This is a genomic window from Helicobacter sp. WB40, from assembly GCF_027859275.1.
Classification (GTDB): Bacteria; Campylobacterota; Campylobacteria; order Campylobacterales; family Helicobacteraceae; genus Helicobacter_D; species Helicobacter_D ibis.
This window is the reverse complement of the sequence record NZ_JAQHXS010000007.1, coordinates 92,199-110,218: the sequence shown is the minus strand read 5'-3', so window position 1 is coordinate 110,218 and position 18,020 is coordinate 92,199. Positions and strand designations below refer to the sequence as shown.

The following is an 18,020-nucleotide window of genomic DNA, read 5'->3' as shown; positions in this document are numbered from 1 at the left end:
ATAGCTACACTTAATAATACTGGAAGCATTAATGGTAATATCAACCTAACTGATGTTAGTGGAAATGGTATTGGAACTCTTAATAACTCAGGAACAATTACTGGAAAAATTATTTTAAATGGTGGCAAACTAGATGCTTCTGTTGCAAATATTAATACACTTACTAACTATGAGACAGGTTCAATTGCTGAAATATTAGTTGGTGGCAATAGTGGTGGTCATATTGGAACTCTTGATAACTATGGAACAATTGTAAATGGTATCACTATATCTGCTTCTGGTTCTATTACAAGCTTAAATAACTACTCTGCACTTGGAAATGTTGATACTGGTAAAGTTGGTCTAACTAACAATAATACAATCGACAATCTAAGAAACTATGAGACAGGTTCAATTGTATATGCTGGTACTGGAACAATCAATAAGCTACTAGATAACAAAGGAACAATAGCTCTAGCTAAGGGAAGCAATTCTATTAATCTAGTAGATGGTGTAAGAGTAACAAATACTGGTAAAATCATAGGTGCTCAAAATGGAACAGGTGCTATACTTCTAGCTAGTGGTGGTGCAGCTATTTCTATTAATAACACAGGTTCAGTAGATGTTAGAAACTATAAGCAAGCTCAAATTGGTGTTGATGGTGAAACTTCAAGCGTTAATATCGAATCTTGGAAACTAACTCTAAATGAAAGCGCATCAACATTTAATAACACTCCTGGATATACATACAGAGTAAGTGATGAGAGATATCTATCAGGCACATTTATTCCTGCAGAAGTAACTCCTCCAGCAGATGGTAGTGGTGCAGATACTGGAACTGATAATTCAAATATGACTACTCCTGCAGGTAAATGGATATTTACAAATATAAGTTCTGGTGCTAACACAGATACTAATAAGATGAATGCTAATTCACATATCTATGTAGCTACAAGTAGTAGTGGTAAGTTTGAAAATGTAAACTTCCTGGATAAATCTATAGTACTAGATCTATCAGATCAAGGCTTTGAAGTTGGTCAAGTATATAATATAGATAATCTAGTATATGGTGTTGGTAGTGATGGTCTATTAACAGGCGTTGGTTCTGCTGAGTGGAAAATTTCAGATGCAAGTGGCACTGGAACACTAACATATACATTAGATGATACTGCTACTGCAGTTAATGGTGGTCTAGGTTTAACATCTGCTAACTTATCAATCCAAGATGATCTATATACTATTAGTGATACATTCATTGATACAATTACTTCTGAAAAGGGTGATGGTAAGAGAGTAAGAGGTTTCTCTGTTGGTGTTGATGTAGCAAATGGTGCTGGAGCAATCCTAGCTCAAGGTCTAACAAATGTTAGTGCTAGAAGATCTCTATTCATTGATTCAATTACAACAACAGCTATCCAAGCTACAGTTGATCAAACAAATAGAATGCAACAAGTTAGCTACAATGATAGTGATGTTAATTTTGAAAGCCTAGCTAAATATGCTCAAATCTCTACAGATGCATATAGTGCAACAACAAATAGAGATACATATTTCTATGCAATACCTTACTATACAGCAGATAGCATGGATCTACAAGGTGGATTTGAAAACCTAGAAGGTAACACTTATGGTCTTATTGCTGGTGCTCAAAAGAATCTATATGATGCAGGTATAGTTGGTATCTTCTTCGGATTTGAAAGTGGTAGCTATGATACAAGTGCTAGATACACATCATACAAGCAAGATGACTTAACATTCTATGGTGGTCTAAACTACTATAAAGTATTAGGTGGAACAGAAAGCAGAGAATACTATGTAAAAGCTATAGCTAAAGCTGCTCTTATTAATTCAGATGTTACAAGAAGTTCAACTGCAGGAAGTGGAACAGGTGATGCAAGTGTAGATAGTGCAAACTTTGGTGCAGGTGTTGATCTAGGTATTAACTTCTATCTAACAGATTCACATGTAATTTCACCAGAAATTGGTATAAGCTATGATAGATTAAATACTGATAGCTTCATACTAGGTAACCAATACTATGATGAAAGTGATGCAAACCTATTCCAAGGTAAGATTGGATTTAGCTGGTTAGCTCAATGGTCACCAGTATTTAGCACAAACTTTGGTGCAGGTATCAAAAATAACTTCACAGGTGATATTGATACAGCTATAAGAATTGATAATAATCACATTAGCCAAACAGTTGATCTACCAAGCACATATCAATATGTTCAAGGTGGTCTAAGCTATATGATTACTAATAACATTGAAGTTTCTCTAAACTACAATGGTAACTATTCAAGTGATACATCATCTCACTCAGGTCTATTAAGACTAGGTATGTGGTGGTAAGCGATTCTTCCCTCTAAGGGAGGAATAAATTCAATTCTTCACAATCTTCTTTCTTAAAAGTCTAAGTTTCAACACTAAGTTGGATCTTAGCTTTTAGAATTAACACTCTTTTTATTTTTATTGTAAAATCAAGTTTTAATTTAGGGAAAATGGTTTATAGGAATCTAAATGCAAGGCTATATACTTCACACACATAAAGTAAGAGATGAAGACTTGCTAGTAAAAATAATAACAACAAATCATCTATACACCCTTTATAGATTCTATGGTGCTAGACACAGCACGATACATATAGGACATAAAATAGACTTTATAATAGAACGAGATATAAAGAATCTAGGTAAATTAAGAGAACCATCACATCTATCGTTTGATTGGGAAATACACTCACACAAAAGATACTATTGGCAACAATATATAACCTTACTAAATACTCATCTACAAGATGTAAGTAATATAGACAGCTTTTATTTTGATCACTTAGAACATGGTGCTATTAGACTCAATAAAGAAGAACCAAAACGATGTATGCTAAGTTTGTATGCTAAATTACTAAATTTTGAAGGAAGAAATAACCCGCTAAATACATGTCTAATCTGCAATAATATCCTAAATGATGATAAAATTATAATACTAAGAGGAATACTTGCTGCACACAAAGAATGCATAAATGGGACTTTATTTAATAAAAGTAAAATCCTCCATTGGCTAAATGGCAACGGAGAATTTTTAGAAGACAATGAAGTTGATAAATTATGGGAAATTTTATTGCTAGGAATCTAACTATTTACATGCAAAGATTACTAATCCGTTTAACTTTTGCATTTCTTTGCTTTTAACTGGCATAGAGATTCCGCTTAGTTCATTTTCGGCTCTAGAATCGTTTGCAAGCATTGGCATTACATTTCTATTATTATCTAAATTAATCTCTTTTACATAACAACTTTTATGTGAAATATTAGAATATTCCTTCGCTAACGATATTGCCTCTAGTATCATTTTATTATTTAATTGTTTTAAAGTATCATTTTGAGATTCATAACTTGCTTGCTTGGTAATCGCTGGAATTGGCAATTGAAGAAATGAGTTTTTCGAAACAATAGTTTCTATACTGCTTAACATAGTATTGAACATCCCTTTATTTTCCTCGTTAAACTTACATTTCAAACTATACATACTATCATAACCACTTTGCACCCTGCTTCCATTATTATATGTATGATAAGGATTTATAGAAAATTCCCCTCCACTACATATTGAGCTTTGCTTTATTAGCTCATTTATAGTGTTATATGTTTTAATTATTTCATTTTTAGTAGCAGTTGATAGATTTTTTGTATTCTTTAGCTTTTCGCTTGATAGAATATTAACATCAGCCACATAATCTGTAAGCAATACTTCTATGCCAACACTCACATTCTGCTTAACAATCATCTCACTAGCAAAAATAAAGCTAATGCAAGATAAAAACACAACAAATAATTTCATATTACACCTTTAAATTTATATTTGCCACAATTAGCACAGATACAACATTTATAAATCCACACTATAGGCAACAATAAGTGATAATTATATCACACATCAAGTTGCACTAATTTAACTATAACCACCTTTTACTATTTTGTTCAGATATCTTGTGGATAATAAATTTATTAATACACTTCATGCAGTTTCCAAAACAAAGCTTTATAATCAACAATAAAGATAAGAATACCGAAATTAAGAGAAGTACAAAACTACTAAGAGGAAAATTATATCATCAAAAAACAAAGGATTCTAAGAAGAATCCTTACAGAGCTTTTTTTGCACTCTCTACTATCTTAGCAAAGTGGCTAGGCTCATTTAACGCAATATCTGCTAATATCTTTCTATCAAGCGAGATTCCAGCCTTCTTAAGACCAAACATGAACTTAGAATAGCTAATTGCATTAATCCTACAAGCAGCATTAATTCTAACAATCCACAATCTTCTAAAGTCTCTTTTCTTTTGCTTTCTATCTCTAAATGCATAACATAAGCTTCTTTCTAGTTGCTCTTTTGCTTTTCTAAAATGCTTATGTCTAGCACTATAAAAACCTCTTGCTAATTTTAAGATTTTCTTATGTCTTCTTCTTCTTACAACACCTGTCTTTACTCTTGCCATTTTTTCTCCTTAACCTTAAAAGGTGTGATATATAATCAAACTTACCCTAAAATAGGGGGATAACATAAAAATTATGCAACTTTTAACCCATGCAAAGCATTTTCTTAACAGATTCAATATTTGCACTATGAACATGCTTAGGTGCATTAAGATTAGCTATTTGTCGTGGTCTTTTCTTTGTCAAAATATGACTTTTAAAAGCAGATCCGCGTTTAATGCTATTTTTTTTAATTTTAAATCTCTTCGCTGCACCGCGATTTGTTTTCATTTTTGGCATTGCTTTCTCCTTTCATAAGATAAATTATTTTTTAGGCGTTACAAGCATATTGACATATCGTCCTTCTATCTTGTAATCCTTATCAACATTGGCAACTTCTTCTAGCATAGAAGCAACCTTATTTAACACTTCAAAGCCAACTTGTGGCTCACTTACCTCTCTACCTCGTAAGAATACACGGAATCTAACATGCTTATTCTCACTTAAAAACTCTTTTGCATGTTTTACTTTATAGTTTATATCATTGATAGCTATTTTAACTGATAACTTGATTTCTTTTATTTCTATTTGCTTTTGCTTCTTTTTAGCTTCTTTTAGTTTCTTTTCTTGCTGGTATCTGAACTTACCATAGTCCATAACCTTACACACAGGAGGTTTTGCATCTGGCGCTATCAAAACCAAATCAACACCCTTTTCTTCTGCAATTTTCAAAGCCTCACTTGAACTAATCAAGCCATACTGCTCACCATCATCACCTATACAACGAACCTCTGGAAAATCAATATCCTCATTTAACATTACATCTGTATTCTTACTCAAAAGCTAACCTCACGCATTTTCTCCCTTGAAAATTTTATAAACTCAACTAAATCCATATTAAAGTGTTCCTTATTTCTCCTATCCCTAATAGCAACACTATTATTCTTGACCTCTTCATCTCCAAGAACCAAAATCATAGGCACTCTTTGCTTTTCTGCGTTTCTAATCCTCTTATTTAGAGTGTCATTTTTGCTGTCTATTTCAGAATATACTCCATATTTTAGCAATTCATTTCTTATTTTTAAAGAATATGCAGTATGTACATTTGATATAGGAATTATAATAATTTGAGTAGGTGCAACAAAGAATGGAAATTCTCCTCCAAAATGCTCCGTTAAAATAGCAACAAACCTTTCAAAACTGCCCAATATAGCCCTATGTATCATTATTGGTTGTTTACTAGTGTTATCATCAGCTGTATATTCTAACTTGAATCTCTCTGGAAGATTCATATCAATTTGTATAGTCCCACACTGCCACTTTCTACCTATTGCATCAGTGATTTTAATGTCTATCTTTGGACCATAAAATGCACCTCCACCCTCATCAACTGCATAGTCTATACCATATTCATCCAATGCTTCTTTTAATGCATTAGTAGCCTCTTCCCATACTTCATCGCTACCTATTGATTTTTCTGGTCTAGTTGAAATTTCCATTTCATATTTGAAGCCAAATGCATTCATTATTTTTTGTGTAAATTCGATAATATCTTTAACTTCACTACCTATTTGACTTGGGAGACAGAAAATATGTGCATCATCTTGTGTGAATTCTCTAACCCTAAGCAACCCATGCAAAACACCACTCTTTTCATGTCTATGAACAACACCATATTCATAGAATCTCAAAGGCAAATCCCTATAACTTCTAGGTGAGCTCTGATATACTTTAATATGTCCAACACAATTCATCGGCTTTATGCCATATTCTACATTATCAATAGTGGTAAAATACATGTTTTCACCATAATTTGCATAATGTCCGCTAACTCTCCATACATCACTCTTCAGTATCTCTGGTCCTCTAACTGGCTCATATCCACGCTCAATTAGTGCTTGTGTTAGCAAATTTTCTATATTTCGCCTAAGTCTAGCACCACTTGGTAACCATATTGGTAGCCCTGCTCCTATTTCATCATCAAAGGTAAATAATCCAAGCTCCATACCAACTTTTCTATGATCTCTTTTTTTTGCTTCTTCTAATTGTCTTAGATATGTATTTAAACTATCCTTATCAGCAAATGCAATACCATAAATTCTAGTTAGCATTTCAGAGTTTTCATCACCACATAAGTAGGCACCTGCTATTTTAGTTAGCTTAAATGAATTAAGTAGCTTTAAAGTAGGCAAATGAGGACCTCTACACAAATCTTCGAATTCTCCTTGAGAATATATGCTAAGGGTTCCATCTCCAAGAGGTATTCTACTAATTACAGCCTGTTTTAAGTCATCATTTTTAAATTTCTCTATAGCCTCATCTCTAGGAAGTGAATACTTAACTAATTTTTCGCCTTTTTTGGCTAATTGTTTCATTTTGTTTTCTATTGTCTTTAAATCATCTTCGCTAATTTTATGATTCACCCTAAAGTCATAATAGAATCCCTCATTTACAACAGGACCGACGAAAAATTGTGCCTCTGGATATAGAATCTTTATAGCTTCTGCCATTAAGTGCGCACAAGTATGTCTCATAATATAGAGAGATTCTTCAGAATTATCAAAATAAATAGGCTCTTTAGAATCTATATTTCCTATGCTTTGTGTATCAATTATCTCGCCATTGACTTTATAACCAATAATTTCGGACATTAATTATATAACCTTAATTCAAAATTAAAAGTCTTGATTCTACCAAAAAAATACATTTTTATTCCTTAAAATAATTTTGCATCTTAATAAAGTCTATTCTTCTTGTACATATTTGGTTTTATCCCAACCACCACCAAATGCCTTATACACATTGATACTAGCACTCAAGTTCTCCAATGCGGCACTTTGATAAGTCAATTCTGCTGCAAACAAGCTACTTTGCGTATTTAAAACCTCTAAATAATTAGTATATCCTTCAGCATATCTAAGCTCTGCTAAGACTAATGTTCTCCTAAGTGCCTTTACTTGGTCATCTAAGCTTTTTAACCTCTCGCCACTCATAGAATAGTTAAACAATGAATCTCTAACTTCTCCAAATGCATTTCTTACTACTTGTCCATATGTAAGCAACATCTCTTCTTGTTGTGCTTTTGCATAATCTACATTAGCCATTGTTCTACCCATATCTAAGAGATTACCAACAAAGTTACCACCATAATTCCAAGTTGAAGATGAACTTTGCATTAGATTATTTAATTGTGGGCTTACATATCCTGCTAATCCCGTTAGTGATATAGTTGGAAAATATGCACTTCTAGCAACACCAATTGCAAAGTTAGATGCTTTTAGATTCTGTGTTGCTACTTCTATATCTGGTCTTTGCTCCAATAAAGTAGATGAAAGTCCAATAGGCATAACCGGTGCTTTTGGCAACGCTTTTGCTTCTGTCGGCAATTTTAGATCAAAAATCTCTTGCGGATTTCTACCTAGAAGAATCATAAGTGAAGTTTGGGCTGCATTTTGCTCCATTAATAACTTTTGCATTTGAGCCTTTACAGACGCCATCTCTGATTTTGCTTGTTGCATATCTATTTCTGGTATTTTCCCTATTTCATATTCTTTTTTTCTGTATTCATAGCTTTCAGTCCTACTCTTTAGGGTATATCTTGAAATTTCTACTTGATTGTTAAGAACCAAAACACCAAAATAACTTTGAATAACATTAGAAATCAAACTAAGCTTAATAGTATCTCTACTGGCCTTGCTTGATAATAACATGGCATAAGCTTTCCTATCAGAATCCCTAGCCCTACCCCACAAATCAAGTTCAAAACTCAAAACAGCACTTAAAGAAAAATTATTATAATTATCACCCATACTTACTGGATTGCTCATATTTCCATTATTTCTAGTAGCCTCACCTTTAGCACCTATATTTGGATATCTATCGCTTCTAGCATAGCTCCACTGACTTCTAGCTTGAGAGATTCTACTCATAGCTAAAGATAAATCATAATTATTTTTCAATGCTTCATCAACAAGAGTATTTAAATATTCATCATTAAAGTCTTTCCACCAAGCAACACTAATTTTAGAATCTGCACTCTCTCCTGTAAAGTTACTAGGGATACTAACTTGTGGTTGTTCATATTTTGGAGATAGAGAACAACCTCCAAAAATCAACAATAAAGATATTAAAGATATAATTTTTAATTTCATTTTTTATTCCTTAGGTTTGCTAAAAACTCACTAAATCTCGCAAAATATGTGAAAAATAAAGGTATGAAAAATGTAGCAATAAATGTAGCTGCCAACATACCACCTATAACACCAGTTCCTATTGCATGCCTACTAGCAGAACCAGCACCTGTGCTAATTGCTAATGGTAGAACCCCTATAGTAAATGCTAAAGAAGTCATAACAATTGGTCTAAATCTAAGTCTTGCTGCTTCAATTGCAGATTCGTATATATCTTTACCTTCATGCTCTCTAGCTTGCATTGCAAATTCTATTATCAAAATTGCATTCTTTGCTGCTAAGGCTATTAGAGTTACTAGACCTATTTGGAAATATATGTCATTTTCTAATCCTCTAAGCCATGTAGCAAAAATAGCACCAAATACCGCAAAAGGAACAGCGGTTAGAACCGCTAAAGGCATTAGCCATCTTTCGTATTGTGCCGCAAGAATCAAAAACACAAATATCAAACCAAAAATAAATGCAACAGCACCAGTTCCACTACTTGCTTTTTCTTGATATGAGCTACCAGAAAATGCTATCGTATATCCATCTGGCAAGACTTCAGCAGCCACTTCTTCAATAGCCCTTAATGCATCACCAGAAGAATATCCTGCAGTTGCATCACCCATTAATTTTGCAGCAGGGAATAAGTTGAATCTCTCTAAAATATCAGGTCCAACCACCCTTTTAAAAGTTACAATAGAGCTAATTGGCACTAAATCACCCTTATTTGTTCTTACAAAAACCTTGCTCAAATCAGCAGGAGATTCCCTAAAGCTACTTTCAGATTGTATATTTACCTTATAGGTTCTACCAAACAAATTAAAGTCATTTACATAATAAGTTCCAAATGTTGCTTGTAAAGTAGAAAATACATCAACAACGCTTATACCAAGAGATTTTGCCTTTTCTCTATCTAGTTCTACATTATATTGAGGCACACTTGCACTAAGCGTTGTCCTAACTCCAGTTAGCTCCGGACGATTCTGTGCTACTTCTAACACCATTTGAGTGTATTTTTGTAGATCTTGTATAGATCCACCAGTTCTATCTTGAATATAGGCTTCAAAGCCATCAGTCAAGCTAAGTCCCATAATTGGAGGTGGATTTAATGCAAAAATAACAGCATTTGGATTTTGCATAAGTTGTCCTGTTAGCGTTTTTGCTAAGAAAGCAGAGTGTTGCGAATCTTCTTTTCTCTCGTCCCAATCTTTAAGCTTAACAAACGCAGTACCACCAAATGTTCTAGTAGCACTAGATAACAAATCATATCCAGCTAGAGCCATAATTGAATCTACATTAGGATTGCTTCTTACGGTTTCTTCCATAAAGCCAATAGTTTGAGTTGTCCTGCTCAATGCAGTTGCAGGTGGCAATTGTACTGAAATTAGCAAAATACCCTTATCTTCAGCAGGAACTAATCCAGTAGGAACTCTAGTAAATAATCCATAAGTAATAAAAATCAAACCAACAAAAAGTACCAAGTATAAAGTACCTCTCCTAATAGCATTTGCTACCTTTTCTGTGAATTTATGTGTAAGCCAATCAAAAAATACATTAAACTTCTTCACTATTTTAAAAGGCTTTGGTTCTTTTGTGCTTAAAATAGACACACATAATGCAGGCGTCAGCGTAAGAGCAACAAACCCAGATATAATAACAGATATAACTATAGTGATTGCAAATTGCTTATATATCTCACCAGAAAACCCACCAATAAATGCGACAGGCACAAAAACAGCTGATAAAACAAGCACAATAGCAATAACTGGACTTGCTATTTCGTCCATTGCCTTAATTGTTGCTTCCTTTACACTTAGCTTTTCTTCATGGATTATTCTCTCAACATTTTCAATAACAATAATTGCATCATCAACAACAATACCAATGGCCAATATAAGTCCAAATAGCGTAAGTAAGTTAATCGAAAATCCAAGTAAATACATACCTGCAAATGCACCTATAATAGAAACGGGTACCGCTAAGACTGGAATAATAGTTGCCCTAAAATTCTGCAAAAAGAAGTAAATAACAATAACAACAAGTATTATGGCTTCAAAAAATGTCTTTACAACCTCTTGCACAGAAACCTTCACAAATGCGGTTGTATCATATGGAATCTTATATTGCATACCATCAGGGAAGCTTTTTGATAGCTCTTGTAACTTCTTTTCTACGCCTTCTGCTACATTAAGTGCATTAGCTCCTGGTTGTAAAAATACACCAAATGCAACTGCAGAATGCCCATTATAAAAAGCATTAACACTATAATCTTCGGCACCTAGTTCTATCCTTGCTATATCTTTTAAATACAAAGATGAACCATCAGGATTAGTCCTAATTAATATGTTTTCAAACTCTTTTGCATCAACAAATCTTCCTTTTGTAGTAACCGTATATGTGAAGTTTAAATCAGACCTTACAGGCTCTTGTCCAAATGCACCTGCTGCAAATTGTGAGTTTTGTTCCTGCACTAATGCAATTACTTCAGAAGGGGTTAGATTATATTTTGTAAGTTTGTCTGGCGATAACCAAATCCTCATTGCATACTCTTGTCTACCAAATAATGTAGCATCACCAACCCCCGGCACTCTCTTTAACTCATCTAAAATATTAATCGCAGCATAATTTGCAATATAAGTTGCATCTTGGTTTGGAACATCAGAAAATAAAGAATAAACCGCCAAAATTGTAGATGATCTTTTGTCTACCTTAACGCCCATTCTTTGAACTTCTTGTGGCAATGAACTAAGCACTGATTGGACACGATTATTTACATTTATGGTGGCTTGATCTGGATCTGTCTCATTTGTGAAATATATATTAATACTAAGAGTTCCACTTGAAGTAGATGAAGTTTGCATATATATCATGCCTTCAACACCATTAATACTACTCTCTAGCACACTTGCCACACTACTTGAAATTACCTCTGCACTAGCACCGGGATATGTAGCTTGTACCACAACTTGTGGAGGAGTTACTTGTGGATACTCTTCAACCGCAAGAGATACCATGGATAATAATCCAGAAATTACTATGACTATTGACATAACCATAGCTAATACCGGACGATTAATAAAAAATTTAGAAAACATAAAAAACCTTTTTTAAAAACCTTACATTAACTTATTTAGTTTCAAACTTATTGACACCAATTGTGGTTACACTAGCACCCGGTTTTATTTTAATTAGCTGACTTGTAATTACAACATCTCCATCTTTTAAACCAGACTTAACTAAAAACTTATTTCCAACTACATTTCCTAATACTACTGGGGTGATAGTGGCTTTATTATCTATAATTGTATAGACAAAACTACCTTGTGCATTTTGCATAACAGCATTTTGAGGAATCGCAATTGCATTTTCGGCTACAAATCCATCAAGTTTTACCCTAGAAAATTCACCTGGAACAAGCAAATTATCAGTATTTGCCACAATTGCTCTAGCCTTTATAGTAGCAGTATTTGAATCTACTACATTATCTATAAAATCAATCTTGCCCTTCTCTTTATAATCATTACCATCAGGCAATATATATGTAACTTTAATATTATCTCTATTTAGATTCCGCAAGAAATAATAATCATTGTTTGGAATTGAAAATTCTGCATGTATTGGATCAAGTTGCGTTATCGTGGTTAAAACATTGTTCCCACCTGCAATACCTACTAAATCACCTATGTCATAATTTTTCATACCTATTTTTCCACTTGCAGTAGCAATAACATCTGTATATTCTAAGTCAATCATTGCATTATCTAAACTAGCTTTTGCATTTTCTACATTTGCTAATGCACTCTCATATGCAGATAAAGATTGATCTCTTTCTTTTGGGCTTAATGCTTTTTCTTCAAAAAGCTTCTTTGATCTCTCCCAATCCCTCTTTGCTTCTTTAAAGGTAGCTTGAGCTGATAATAATTGAGCCTTAGCTATATTAACACTTGCCTCATATCTTGCTGGATCTATTTTAAAGAGCTTGTCACCTTCTTTAACAAAAGTGCCTTCAATAAAGTTTTGTTGCAACAATGTCCCTTGAACTCTTGCATAAATATCAACACTTTGGATACTTTTTAATTGAGTTGGATACTCAAATGAAACTTCCACATTTTCTTGCTTTACATTATAAACTTCAACAGGTATTGAAGAATTTTTAGCAACATTTTGCGTATCTCCACTTGAACAACCACTAACAACAAATGCTAAAAACAACGAAACTAACAATATGATTTTTTTATGCATCATAATAATTTTCCTTAATACAAAGTGTAATACTAGTTACAAAACTAAAAATTCTAACTAAAAATTGTTTATATAAGCTTAAATCTAACTATTTCGATTCTTATACTCACTATAATCAAATGTTTTTAAAATATTAAAATTGCCTTCTTTGCTTATCATTGCTATACTTGGCAAAGGTATTCCATTGAATGTATTATTCTTAACAATTGTGTAATGTATCATATCTTCAAAGATTATTTTATCTCCAATTTTAAGTGGTTCATCAAAACTATAATCGCCTATTACATCACCTGCCAAACAACTAGGGCCACCGAATCGATAGCAATATTTTTTCTCTCCTTTAAGCTTTAGCTTACCATTTTTTTTGTGCTTTATTTTTACTTCACCACTATTTCTAACCATTGGTCTATATGGCATCTCAAGGCAATCTGGCATGTGTGTTGTGGCACTAATATCCAAAATAGCAATATCTATTCCATTGTGCACAATATCAATAACACTTCCTATTAAAAACCCAGTTTGCCAACCAACCGCCTCTCCCGGCTCTAAATACACTTCTGTTTTATACTTCTGAATGAATCCTTGAATAATTTTCACCAAAAGCTCAACATCATAATCAGCCCTTGTAATGTGATGACCACCACCAAAATTAATCCACTTCATTTTTGCAATATGGCCACCAAAATGCTTCTCAAAATGTTCCAAACTTCTAGCTAATGCATCACTATTTTGCTCACAATGAGTATGAAAATGAATCCCACTTATACCATCTAACCCATATTTACTAACACCTTTTTTAAACTCCTTTGGCGTAATCCCAAGCCTAGAACCAATGATACAAGGATTGTATATAGGTGGTGTAACTTCGCTATATTTTGGATTCACCCTAAGTCCAACTTCAATTAATTCTCTATTTTCACTTTCTCTAATTTTATTTTCATTATCTATTATGTCTTTAAACTTACGCCACTGCTTAAAAGAATTAAAAATAATATGGTTTGAAATTTTTACTAGTTCTTCCATTTCTCGTTTTTTGTAAGCAGGACTAAATGTTGCAACCTCTTTTTTAAACTCTTCATAACCTAATCTTGCTTCATAAATTCCACTAGCTGTTATACCATCTAAATATTGTCTTATTAAACCAAAGCTCCTCCATAGAGAATAAGCTTTCAAAGCCAATAAAATCTTTGCTCCACTTTTTAATCTTACATAATTTAGTATCTGAAGATTCTTTTCTAGTTTCTCTTCTTCTAGCACATAGCATGGACTTGGAAAATATTCAAAATTATTAGGATAATTATTTGTATTCATCTTAAGATTCTCCTGCTTTATTGGGTTGCAAATTGTATCAAATCTTGGCTGGTGTATATGCTCTTAGGTAGCAACTTTAGACATTTTTTAAATATCTCAAATGCAATTACTGAATCATCATAAGCTCTATGTAAAGGAAAATGATTAATTTCTAAAAATTCATTTAAATAGCCAAGTGAATATCTTTCTGATTTTATTAGCTTTCTTGCTAACTTTATTGTACATATTCTAAAGTTATATAAAGCACCAAAATCATAATAATCCAAACATTGGCTTAAAAAATTAAAATCAAAATCAGCATTATGTGCCACAAGAATTGAATCTCCTAAAAACACTCTAAAAGTTTCCAATACACTCTTTAAATGCGGTGCATTAACTAGCATATCCGGTGTGATTCCAGTTAGTTTAGTAACTGCTTGTGGAATCTCTTTGCAAAAAATTAGGCTACTAAAAGTTCTCTCAACTCTACCTTCTTTGTATAATATAGCTCCTATTTCTATTGGTTGGTGAAGCTGTGGATTATGTCCATTGGTCTCTATATCAACTATACAATAACTATCTAGGGTAGCTTGCGTTAGTGTTGTTTTTAAAAATACCTGATCTTTTATAAAAACAAGTGGCAAACCGCTTGATTGTAACAATTCTAACTCTAAACTAGCATCACAATAATTATCCAAATCACTCAATAAAACCTCAAGCTCATTTATGCTAAGTGGTCTTTTTGTAAGTTTGTTTATAAGTTTAGAATAAATATTTGACATCACCATTCCTAAAAATTAAAGCCTAGATTCTATCGTTTTTAAAGCAAAATAAATGTAAATTTCAAAATATTATTTTTAGGACACGATATGAAACAAACAATTGTATTATTTGATTTAGACGGGACATTAATAGATTCAACTGAAGCAATATGTGAGAGTTTCAACAAAGTATTTGAATCTCACAACAAAAATAAACCAAATTTAGAAATACTAACAAGCAAAATAGGATACACACTAGAAGATATGTTTGAAGCATTAGAAGTGCCAAAAGATTCAATACCTACTTATGTTGAATCTTACAAAAAATACTATAGAGAAATATGTAATATAAAAACGAATCTACTTCCAAATGCTAAAGATTCGATTATTGAGGCTTATAGTTTTGCACATTTAGGCATAGTAACAACAAAAACTGGCAAATACTCCAAAGAGTTGCTAGAACACTTTGGATTATTGAAATATTTTTCATGTGTTATAGGCAGAGAAGATGTAACATACCCAAAACCAAACAAAGAGCCTGTAATAAAAGCAATCAATGCAATCTCAAAAAACATAGCTAAAGACAATATTTACCTAATAGGCGATACACAACTTGATATACAAGCAGCAAATGACGCAAATATAAACTCTATTGCAGTAACAACCGGATATGCAAGTGTAGAATTGTTACAAAAATATACAAGCAACATAGAAAAAGATTCATTGTATGCTATATTAAAAATAAAAGAAATACTAGGGATAAAATAGGATATGTTGAGAAATTTTATAAATATTATCAATTTCTATAAAGATAAATATTATTTTACCTTTTATTCTGTAAAAAGTAATTTTTAAGTGCCTCTTGCTTACAATAATATAAATACAAGTTATTTAGGAGGCATAACATGCTAGAGATTAGATGGCATAGTCGAGCAGGTCAAGGTGCTGTTACTGGTGCTAAGGGTTTGGCTGATGTAATTGCAGGAACTGGCAAAGAGGTTCAAGCATTTGCGTTTTATGGTTCAGCCAAAAGAGGTGCTGCTATGACTGCATACAACAGAATTGATGATAATCCAATTTTAAACCACGAGAAATTTATGAATCCTGATTATATATTAGTTATAGATCCAGGTTTAACATATATCACAGATATTTGTGCTAATGAAAAACCAACAACAAAATACATAATAACCACTCATTTAAGCAAAGATGAATTTTTAGAAAGCAAACCAGAGCTAAAGGGAAAAGAAGTGTATATATTAGATTGTATAGGATTATCAAGAGAGGCTTTTGGCAAATCAATACCAAATGCACCAATGCTAGGTGCATTCTTAAAGATTTCAAAAAGCCTAGAATTAGAATTTTTCTTAGAATCTTTTAAAAAAGTGCTTGGTAAAAAACTTCCGCAAAAGATAATTGATGCAAATATGGATGTAATAAGAAAAGCATACAACGAAGTAAAATAGGAGGTATCATGGAACACAAAGGTTGGAATGAATTTGAAATTGGTTCAGTATTGTTTCCATTTGAAAAAAATGGCTCAAACATGGTTGATAAACATGCAAGCGATAGAGAATACAGAGAAGATAGCTCATATAAAGCAAGTGTAGCACACTGGAGAGTAGAAAAGCCTGTTTATAACCACGATCATTGTATTAATTGCTATTTTTGTTGGGTTTATTGTCCTGATTCATCAATACTTGTAAGAGATGAAAAAATGACTGGGGTTGATTATGTGCATTGCAAAGGCTGTGGTGTGTGTGTAGATGTATGTCCTACAAATCCAAAATCACTTCTTATGTTTAGCGATTATGAAACAAATGAAAACGCACTAGCAAAATGGCCAGCAAAAGAAGAAAAGAAAAAGGATTAACATGGCTGAAAAATATGAATTACAAGAAATAGAAGTTTGGGATGGAAACATGGCTGCAAGCCATGCTTTAAGACAAGCACAAATAGATGTAGTATCTGCATATCCTATAACACCTTCTACGCCGATAGTGCAAAACTATGCTAGTTTTTTAGCAGATGGATATATAGATGGTGAATTTATAATGGTTGAATCAGAACACGCTGCCATGAGTGGCTGTGTTGGTGCTGCAGCTGCTGGTGGTAGAGTTGCTACTGCTACAAGCTCACAAGGATTCGCACTAATGGTAGAAGTTTTATATCAAGCATCTGGTATGAGATTGCCAATAGTGTTAAATGTAGTAAATCGTGCATTAGCTAGTCCATTAAATGTAAATGGTGATCATTCTGATATGTATCTTGGGCGTGATGCAGGCTGGATAAACCTATGCACATACAATCCGCAAGAAGCATATGACTTCAATCTTATGGCTTTTAAAATTGCAGAAGACTATGATGTTAGAATTCCTACAATGGTTCATCAAGATGGATTTATATGCTCACACACTGCACAAAGTGTAAGACCGCTAAAAGATGAAGTAGCATATAAGTTTATAGGAGACTATAAGCCCAAAAATGCAATGCTAGACTTTGACAAACCTGCAACATATGGAGCACAAACTGAAGAAGATTGGCACTTTGAACATAAAGCACAACTTCACAATGCCATTATGAATTCTATGCCAGTTATTGAAAGGACATTCAAGGAGTTTGAGCAACTAACTGGAAGGAAATATAGTGTAGTTGAAGAATATATGACAGATGATGCTGATATTATTCTTGTATCGCTTGGCACAACCGTTGAATCATCTCAAATTGCAGCCAAAAAAGCAAGAGAAAATGGAATCAAAGTTGGTGTAGTTAGCATAAGAGTTCTAAGACCATTCCCTTATGAAGCACTAGGAAGAGCACTAAGCAAAGCAAAAGCCGTAGCATTCCTAGATAGAAGTTTACCTGCTGGTGCTATGGGAATGCTATTTAATGAAGGTGTATCTGCAATTTACAAGACAGATTCTAGACCTGTTGTTAGCAACTATATATATGGACTTGGTGGTAGAGATCTTACACAAAATAATCTACAAGAGATTATAAGTGAGCTAAATAACGATGCAAAAAATGGCAAAATAACACATGCTACACAACAATTTATAGGACTTAGAGGTCCTAAACTTGGATATAACTAAAGGAAT

General features: G+C 33.0%; 16 protein-coding genes. 6 read left to right on the top strand and 10 right to left on the bottom strand.

Annotated elements, in window-relative coordinates:
• The coding region (locus tag PF022_RS06610; RefSeq protein ID WP_271023285.1) for an autotransporter outer membrane beta-barrel domain-containing protein at window positions 1-2,331 on the top strand (2,331 nt) is incomplete at its 5' end.
• 168 nt (window positions 2,332-2,499) lie between these two features.
• The gene (recO, locus tag PF022_RS06605; protein ID WP_271023283.1) at window positions 2,500-3,114 is read left to right on the top strand and encodes a recombination protein RecO; all 615 of its coding nucleotides are present in this window, start codon (window positions 2,500-2,502) and stop codon (window positions 3,112-3,114) included.
• Here the strand turns inward: recO and PF022_RS06600 are convergent, their stop codons facing one another.
• The 10 genes from PF022_RS06600 to PF022_RS06555 all read right to left on the bottom strand — a co-directional run bounded on the left by PF022_RS06600 (window position 3,115) and on the right by PF022_RS06555 (window position 14,943).
• Window positions 3,115-3,819, bottom strand: a complete 705-nt coding sequence (locus PF022_RS06600) for a hypothetical protein (RefSeq protein ID WP_271023282.1) — start codon at window positions 3,817-3,819, stop codon at window positions 3,115-3,117. It abuts the gene before it with no gap.
• Between the two features lie 304 nt (window positions 3,820-4,123).
• Window positions 4,124-4,477 (bottom strand): 50S ribosomal protein L20, encoded by a 354-nt coding sequence (gene rplT / locus PF022_RS06595; RefSeq protein WP_271020679.1) that lies wholly within the window; start codon window positions 4,475-4,477, stop codon window positions 4,124-4,126.
• A gap of 82 nt (window positions 4,478-4,559) precedes the next feature.
• Complete coding sequence (rpmI, locus tag PF022_RS06590) at window positions 4,560-4,754, bottom strand: 50S ribosomal protein L35 (RefSeq protein ID WP_271020678.1); 195 nt, start codon at window positions 4,752-4,754, stop codon at window positions 4,560-4,562.
• A gap of 24 nt (window positions 4,755-4,778) precedes the next feature.
• Window positions 4,779-5,294 carry a translation initiation factor IF-3 gene (gene infC, locus PF022_RS06585; RefSeq protein WP_271020677.1) on the bottom strand — a complete coding sequence of 172 codons (516 nt, stop codon included), beginning with the start codon at window positions 5,292-5,294 and terminating at the stop codon, window positions 4,779-4,781.
• Window positions 5,291-7,105 (bottom strand): threonine--tRNA ligase, encoded by a 1,815-nt coding sequence (thrS, locus tag PF022_RS06580; RefSeq protein WP_271023279.1) that lies wholly within the window; start codon window positions 7,103-7,105, stop codon window positions 5,291-5,293. Before thrS ends, infC begins: the two co-directional genes overlap by 4 nt.
• A 93-nt stretch (window positions 7,106-7,198) precedes the next feature.
• Window positions 7,199-8,605, bottom strand: a complete 1,407-nt coding sequence (locus PF022_RS06575; RefSeq protein WP_271023278.1) for an efflux transporter outer membrane subunit — start codon at window positions 8,603-8,605, stop codon at window positions 7,199-7,201.
• On the bottom strand, window positions 8,602-11,724 hold the full coding sequence (locus tag PF022_RS06570; RefSeq protein WP_271023276.1) for an efflux RND transporter permease subunit: 3,123 nt from the start codon (window positions 11,722-11,724) through the stop codon (window positions 8,602-8,604). Before PF022_RS06570 ends, PF022_RS06575 begins: the two co-directional genes overlap by 4 nt.
• 31 nt (window positions 11,725-11,755) lie before the next feature.
• Entirely contained in the window at window positions 11,756-12,874 is a 1,119-nt protein-coding gene (locus tag PF022_RS06565; protein WP_271023275.1) for an efflux RND transporter periplasmic adaptor subunit, read from the bottom strand.
• Between the two features lie 81 nt (window positions 12,875-12,955).
• Entirely contained in the window at window positions 12,956-14,182 is a 1,227-nt protein-coding gene (nspC, locus tag PF022_RS06560; protein WP_271020672.1) for a carboxynorspermidine decarboxylase, read from the bottom strand.
• 17 nt (window positions 14,183-14,199) lie between these two features.
• Window positions 14,200-14,943, bottom strand: a complete 744-nt coding sequence (locus PF022_RS06555) for a 3'-5' exonuclease (protein ID WP_271020671.1) — start codon at window positions 14,941-14,943, stop codon at window positions 14,200-14,202.
• A gap of 87 nt (window positions 14,944-15,030) precedes the next feature.
• Here PF022_RS06555 and PF022_RS06550 point away from each other — a divergent pair, with 87 nt between their 5' ends.
• From PF022_RS06550 to PF022_RS06535, 4 genes are all read left to right on the top strand, one after another.
• Window positions 15,031-15,690, top strand: coding sequence for an HAD family hydrolase (locus PF022_RS06550; protein WP_271020670.1), 660 nt, complete (start codon window positions 15,031-15,033; stop codon window positions 15,688-15,690).
• 137 nt (window positions 15,691-15,827) lie between these two features.
• Window positions 15,828-16,388 carry a pyruvate flavodoxin oxidoreductase subunit gamma gene (locus PF022_RS06545; RefSeq protein ID WP_271020669.1) on the top strand — a complete coding sequence of 187 codons (561 nt, stop codon included), beginning with the start codon at window positions 15,828-15,830 and terminating at the stop codon, window positions 16,386-16,388.
• 8 nt (window positions 16,389-16,396) lie between these two features.
• A complete protein-coding gene (locus PF022_RS06540; protein ID WP_271020668.1) occupies window positions 16,397-16,795 on the top strand; it encodes a 4Fe-4S dicluster-binding protein in 399 nt (132 codons plus the stop codon).
• A gap of 1 nt (window position 16,796) precedes the next feature.
• Entirely contained in the window at window positions 16,797-18,014 is a 1,218-nt protein-coding gene (locus PF022_RS06535; protein ID WP_271020667.1) for a 2-oxoacid:ferredoxin oxidoreductase subunit alpha, read from the top strand.
• Window positions 18,015-18,020 lie beyond the last annotated feature (6 nt).

Bases quoted from the DNA above. Each gene is read 5' to 3' on its own strand.
- recO (WP_271023283.1), top strand. From the start codon at position 2,500: ATGCAAGGCTATATACTTCACACACATAAAGTAAGAGATGAAGACTTG.
- PF022_RS06600 (WP_271023282.1), bottom strand. From the start codon at position 3,819: ATGAAATTATTTGTTGTGTTTTTATCTTGCATTAGCTTTATTTTTGCT.
- rplT (WP_271020679.1), bottom strand. From the start codon at position 4,477: ATGGCAAGAGTAAAGACAGGTGTTGTAAGAAGAAGAAGACATAAGAAA.
- rpmI (WP_271020678.1), bottom strand. From the start codon at position 4,754: ATGCCAAAAATGAAAACAAATCGCGGTGCAGCGAAGAGATTTAAAATT.
- thrS (WP_271023279.1), bottom strand. From the start codon at position 7,105: ATGTCCGAAATTATTGGTTATAAAGTCAATGGCGAGATAATTGATACA.
- PF022_RS06575 (WP_271023278.1), bottom strand. From the start codon at position 8,605: ATGAAATTAAAAATTATATCTTTAATATCTTTATTGTTGATTTTTGGA.
- PF022_RS06570 (WP_271023276.1), bottom strand. From the start codon at position 11,724: ATGTTTTCTAAATTTTTTATTAATCGTCCGGTATTAGCTATGGTTATG.
- PF022_RS06565 (WP_271023275.1), bottom strand. From the start codon at position 12,874: ATGATGCATAAAAAAATCATATTGTTAGTTTCGTTGTTTTTAGCATTT.
- nspC (WP_271020672.1), bottom strand. From the start codon at position 14,182: ATGAATACAAATAATTATCCTAATAATTTTGAATATTTTCCAAGTCCA.
- PF022_RS06555 (WP_271020671.1), bottom strand. From the start codon at position 14,943: ATGTCAAATATTTATTCTAAACTTATAAACAAACTTACAAAAAGACCA.
- PF022_RS06550 (WP_271020670.1), top strand. From the start codon at position 15,031: ATGAAACAAACAATTGTATTATTTGATTTAGACGGGACATTAATAGAT.
- PF022_RS06545 (WP_271020669.1), top strand. From the start codon at position 15,828: ATGCTAGAGATTAGATGGCATAGTCGAGCAGGTCAAGGTGCTGTTACT.
- PF022_RS06540 (WP_271020668.1), top strand. From the start codon at position 16,397: ATGGAACACAAAGGTTGGAATGAATTTGAAATTGGTTCAGTATTGTTT.
- PF022_RS06535 (WP_271020667.1), top strand. From the start codon at position 16,797: ATGGCTGAAAAATATGAATTACAAGAAATAGAAGTTTGGGATGGAAAC.